This window comes from Streptococcus sp. HMSC064D12 (assembly GCF_001837205.1).
GTDB classification, from domain to species: Bacteria; Bacillota; Bacilli; order Lactobacillales; family Streptococcaceae; genus Streptococcus; species Streptococcus salivarius_D.
The window spans coordinates 154301-160244 of the sequence record NZ_KV831739.1 but is presented as its reverse complement, the minus strand read 5'-3'; the positions used below and the strand labels follow the sequence as shown (position 1 = coordinate 160244).

The window sequence follows — 5944 nt, the reverse complement described above, 5'->3', positions numbered from 1 at the left end:
AGAATATATTCGTAATCAATTACAAGAAGACGTGATAGCAGATTAGCTCAGTCTTTTTGAGGAGTATGATCCGTTTACAGGTGAGAATAATAAAAGAAAGTAATCTTAAAGAGACCCGCTATTCGGGTCAGCTAGCAAAGGTGGTGCTGAAGGGGAACCATTCGGTAGGCCTTTAGGCCTCGGCCGGTAGCAGAGGCTTTCAGCCGAAGAGCAAGCCACCTGTTCTCACGGGTGGTTTTGACTTGTAAGCGGTATTGAAAGTAATAATTATTTTTCATTTCACAATTGAAATAGTGAATATTGGGTGGTATACTATTACAAATCATAAAAATTATAATAGTTTCAAGTAATAGGGAGCTAGCGATGTTTGGACAAGACTTTGGTCATCGGTTAAGAGAGTTGAGATTAGCACAAGGACTCACTAAAGAAAAATTTTGTGAAGGGGATGAGGTTTTATCAGTACGACAATTGACACGTATAGAGACAGGGAAGTCTCAACCTAAACTAGAAACCTTAGAGCACTTGGCAAGACGTCTGAATATATCTTTATCGGAATTGCTTGGAGAGAGAGCTATAGGCTCAAAGTTGCCGGTAGAATACCTCAATCTCAAATATCAATTGATGCATGCGACTAGTTTAGATAAGCCAAATAACCTAATGAAACTAGACGAAAAGCTGGCTAGATTATTAGGAGATACCTCTTTAGCTGACATCATGTCAGAGAAAATGAGAGATGCTATGAAAGAATAGAGCAGGACATACGTGTCCTTTTTTTTTAAAATATGCAGTATATTAGATTCATAAGAAGAACTAAAGAATATAACTTATTCATCAAGATTTTTGAAAATGACACAGTCTAAAATAGAGTATTAAGGAGAATTATTATGAAACCTGCTACAAAACGTTTCACAACTTTAACCGCACTCGCTTTAACTTCCGTTCTATTACTTGGTGCATGTGGTAATAACAAGAAGGAAGCCACATTAACATCGAGCTCTAGTAAGGTTAGTCAGAAAGTGAAATCGACAAAACCATCTTCAAAAGAAAAATCGAAGAAGTCTGAGAAAAAGACAAAATCTTCTAGTTCAGAAGAAGTCTCAAAAGAAACCTCTGGAGAAAAGAATTCACAACCATCAGCCGGAAATGTTGCTGGATCTACTCAACAAGAAGTTGCCCCAACAAATCCTAGTGAAGAAACAGCCGGAGTAAATCAAGGAACTCCTACAGAACAACCAGCTGCTTCAGCGGAACAAACACCAGCTACCACAGTAGTTGATGCTACGGCAATGGCTAATGGTGATTTCTCTAGTGTTGCTGGTACCTATCAAAATGACCTAGGGGACACAATTACAGTATCCCCATCCGGTAGTGTAACCCGTGTTGGTGCTGAAAGTGGTTATAGTGATACAAGTAGTCAGCTCTTTAATGGTTTTGCTCAAGATGGCGGTTATGTAGCAGGTTTTGCTCATAATGATGGACCAACCAGTGACCCAATTTTCTTTGATAGTAATGGACAGATTCGTTTCGGTTCTGATGCGATATATGGTCGGATGCATGTTTACAATAAATTAGATTAATGGTATTGTCCCTCGGTACTTAAGAAAAGGAAATTACAAGTAGTAGAAGGAATACGCTTTAAAAATGTCTCAAAAAGAACATGGAGAAGTGAGAAGTACTAGTGGTACCTTAAAGGGGACCTATCACTATTTGGATTCTCCCAGTCCTCATTTGTTTCCGTTTGTCTTTATTAGTAACGTAACAGATAGCCTTCAGATGTTTCGCGTGTGTAAGAATGGTAAGCCAATTGCCTTTCCATTACTTCTACCAAATCAGTATAAAATTGTTTACATTAAGGACTTTCAAAATGTTAGCTCCTGCGATGAGATTACAGTGACTGAACATTTAGAAGAATACATCTATGATGAATCATAGTTAGACTAGATTGATACCTATAGTCAAATCAACCCAGAATGAATTAATTAATCTATTCAGATTTGCTTAATGTGTCAAGGAATTAGATGTAGCAAAAGCCCTCAGGTAGCCCTTTGGGCTTTTCTTAATTATAGTTATCTGAAAGAATTAACTATCAATTTTCTACAAAATAAAGTTTAGTAATAATATTGAAATAATTGTAAAAAATATTTCAAAGAGGTATAATAGAAATGTGAAAACGGTTCCAATTCTTATTAAACAGCCTAGAAAGTGAGAGTGATCAAAATGAGAAAGGCATATGTTTTTAAGGAACGTCAACGTTACTCAATACGTAAATATTCTTTTGGAGCTGCATCAGTCTTGATTGGTGCGAGCTTGATGCTTGGTGGACATGCTTTGGCTCAGGAACAGGCCAGTAGCACAGGTTCTATCACGGACTATGAAGTTACTGTAAATAATTCTGAGGCACCCCAAATTGACCAAGTAACTTCAGAAGCTGTTAGCGATGTTCTCAATCAACCAGCTTCAAGATCAGAAGTGCCAAGACCTAAGCTTGCCAGCAGTGAAGTTGCTTCTTCTGAAGCTAGTAGTGTAGTGGCTAGCGAGACTGCTTCTTTGGAAGTACCGGCAGAGGTTGCCTATTCTGCATCTGCTGTTGCTTCTGTTGCGAGCTCAGAGGTGGCTAGCCCACGTTCTGAAGTGTCATCAGTAGCTAGCTCTGAAGTAGCTAGTGAAACTGACCGTTCAGCGATGTCAGAAGCAGTGGAAGTTAGACCTACTGACCGTGAAGCTGTCGATACTAGTCTTCGTACTGTCTTAACTAATGCTAGTCAGCCAGGTGTAGATGGTCCTGTGACTGCTGATGGTCCTCTTGATATTCCATCAAACGGTACTTTTTATTTCCGTCGCACAACTGAAATTCGTACAGCTCCAGTCATGGATATCAAACCTACTTTCGTCTTTAGTGCAGGTGACCATGTTATCTATGATAAGGTTTTGAAGAGAGATAATCACCAATGGATTTCTTATATTGGTTATGACTATGAACGCTACTACGCTGATATCGCAGCTTTGAAGGCCGAAAATACTAGTAGCACCACTGAAGCGACTAGAGATGAAACCATCCCTGAGCGTGGTACTTATTACTTCACTAAACCTGCAGATGTGAAGAACCAACCTAGCTTGACTGCTAAGACTGAGTTCAATTTTGATCCAGGTATGTCAGTCAACTACGATAGATCTTTGCTTGCGGACAACCACCGTTGGATTTCTTACACTTCGTACAGTGGTACTCGTCGTTACGTCGACTTAGGTGCTGTTGCAGAGGCTGTAGCTAAACCAAGAGGCGATATCGCTATTGAAAGCCATGACAATGGTGACTTTAGTGTAGTTATCAGTAATGTTTCAGACCAAAACGGTGTCCTCGGGGTATCTGTTCCAATCTGGTCTGAAAAGAATGGTCAAGATGATATCATCTGGTACAATGCGACTCGTCTTAACAACGGTAACTACAAAGTTAACGTCAGTCTAACTGACCACAAGAATGAACGTGGTCTCTACAATGTTCATCTTTACTATGTTGAAACTAATGGTAAATTGGTTGGTGTTGGTGGCACAACTTACACAGTTCCTGCCAAGGTTGAAGAAACTCATACAACTACTAGCTATAGCCTTCCTGACTCAGGAACTTACACCTTCAAAGAACGCACTGGCATTAAGGCAGAACCTCGTGTGGCAAGTCCAGAGTTAGCCTACTACGTTGCTGGTATGTCAGTCAACTATGACAAGATTGTCAGTGGTGATGGTTATGAATGGCTTTCTTACCTCAGCTACAATGGCAACCGACGTTATGTAGCCGTGGCTAAACTTGCTCAACAAGAAAGCAAACCAAGCGGTACTATCAATATTGAAAACCTCTCTAACCTCGGTTTTGACGTTCATATCACTAATGTTTCTGGTGGTGACAAGGCTATTCAAGGCGTAAGTGTTCCAGTTTGGACAGCTAAAGACGGCCAAGACGACCTTGTATGGCACCAAGCTAGCAGACAAAGTGATGGTAGCTACAAGGTTCGTATCAATGTTAGTGACCATAAGGCTGAAGCAGGTGAATACATTGTCCATCTCTACTATGTCCAAGATGGTAAAATGGTAGGTATCGGAGGCACTAGTACAACTGTTCCAGTTCAAAATGCAACTCGCCACAATCTTCCAGCTTCAGGTTCATATACCTTTACCGCTCGTACTGGCATCAAGACTCAACCTTTGGTAGCCAACCCAGATGTTAGCTACTACGATGCTGGCATGTCAGTCAACTATGACAAGGTTGTCAATAATGATGGCTATACATGGCTTTCTTATCTCAGCTATTCAGGACATCGTTTCTATGTGGCTATCGCACCAACGAGTGTGACTAAACCTGTAGAACAACCTGTTCAACCAAGTACACCATCATCTGGTACCTATACTTTCAAAGAACGCTCTAGCATTAAAGCAGAACCAAGTGTAGCGAGTCCAGAGTTGGCTTACTATGATACTGGTATGTCCGTTAACTATGACAGATTGGTGACTGCAGATGGTCACACATGGCTCTCTTATGTTAGCCATGGAGGCAACCGTCGTTACATTGCTATTGATGGTAAGGCAACAGCAGTTGCTCAACCAGCAAGTCCAAGCCTAGCTGCAACTGGTACTTATACCTTTACCAAACCTAGCTCTATCAAGGCTCAACCAAGTGTTGCTAGTCCAGAGTTAGCCTACTATGATAAAGGCATGTCCGTTCGCTATGACAAGGTCCTTACAGCCGATGGACACACATGGTTATCTTATACGACTTATAGTGGTGCAAGACGCTATGTGGATATTTCTTAAGAGTTGTAACATCACTCTCTTTTGAGGGTGGTGTTTTTTTAGTTTCAAGAGTTGAATCAATATATTGTTCAATATGCTTTAGAAACATTTGCTGTAAATTAGCGAAAGTTATAAAATCAAGGTGAAAGTATAGGATTCGTTCTATGAGTAACTAGCATCTTAAGTTATAGAATAAGTATGTTGTAATTAGAGGTGTTCAATTATGTTAGATATTTTTGTTTTAGAAGAAGATTATTTTCAACAAGCTCGTCTTGAGGATGCTATCCACAAGTCTAAACAAATATATATTTTAAGAATTGGGAAGGTTGATTTATACGATAAACCCAATCAATTATTAGAGCGTATTACGGAAAGGGGCTCGCATTTACTGTTTTTTCTAGATATTGGATCTGACAGTGATGTCGAAGGGGGAATATTGGTTGCTCAACAGATTCGTGAGCGAGATCCGTATGCAAGTATTGTTTTCATCACAGCACATCCCGAACTCCTACCTTCAACCTTTCAGTATCGCTTAGCTGCACTTGATTTTATTGACAAGAATTTGCCTGATATTGAATATGAAGATAGGATTATTTCTGATATTGGATTAGCACTTTCTAAAAATGGTCTGAGCCAAATAGAGTGTGCTTTTACTATAGATACAAAGAATGCAACTATACAAGTTCCTTTTCATAAGATTCTCTATTTTGAAACATCTCCAACGGTTCATAAGGTAATTCTTCATACAACAGAAGAGCAAATTGAGTTCTATGGTCAATTATCAAAAGTTGTAAAACAAGATTGCAGACTATATAAATGCCATAAATCATTTGTTGTAAATCCCGAAAACATTGTGAGATTGGACAAAGAATTAGGTGTTATTTATTTTGAAAACGGAGAGTCATGCTTGGTTTCGAAAGCTAAACAAAAAGAGATTGTTGCTAAGATGCTTGTTCCAAAATCCATGGCAGTTTGATGTATATAGTATTTTTATTTTAAATGTTATTTTCTGATTATGACGAAAAAACGACTGTTTATGACTTCAATGAAAAATTTAGCTTTCTATATATTATAATAATCTCGTAAATTATCAGAAAAGGAATCTCACTCATGAAAAATACAAGTAAACTTATTGGTATCCTATCAGCTCTAATTGTAGTTATCC

At 39.0% G+C, this 5944-nt stretch carries 4 protein-coding genes and 1 pseudogene; all 5 read left to right on the top strand.

Going from position 1 to position 5944, the window contains the following annotated elements:
* A pseudogene (locus HMPREF2697_RS10675) lies at window positions 1-103 on the top strand (IS200/IS605 family transposase); the annotation flags it as partial.
* Between the two features lie 260 nt (window positions 104-363).
* Complete coding sequence (locus tag HMPREF2697_RS05540) at window positions 364-750, top strand: helix-turn-helix domain-containing protein (protein ID WP_002886754.1); 387 nt, start codon at window positions 364-366, stop codon at window positions 748-750.
* 134 nt (window positions 751-884) lie between these two features.
* Window positions 885-1577: a DUF6287 domain-containing protein gene (locus HMPREF2697_RS05535; RefSeq protein ID WP_070849925.1), complete on the top strand. Its 693-nt coding sequence runs from the start codon at window positions 885-887 to the stop codon at window positions 1575-1577.
* 640 nt (window positions 1578-2217) lie between these two features.
* Window positions 2218-4800 carry an SH3 domain-containing protein gene (locus tag HMPREF2697_RS05525; protein WP_070849923.1) on the top strand — a complete coding sequence of 861 codons (2583 nt, stop codon included), beginning with the start codon at window positions 2218-2220 and terminating at the stop codon, window positions 4798-4800.
* A 202-nt stretch (window positions 4801-5002) separates the two neighbouring features.
* Entirely contained in the window at window positions 5003-5755 is a 753-nt protein-coding gene (locus HMPREF2697_RS05520; RefSeq protein WP_002886759.1) for a response regulator transcription factor, read from the top strand.
* Window positions 5756-5944 lie beyond the last annotated feature (189 nt).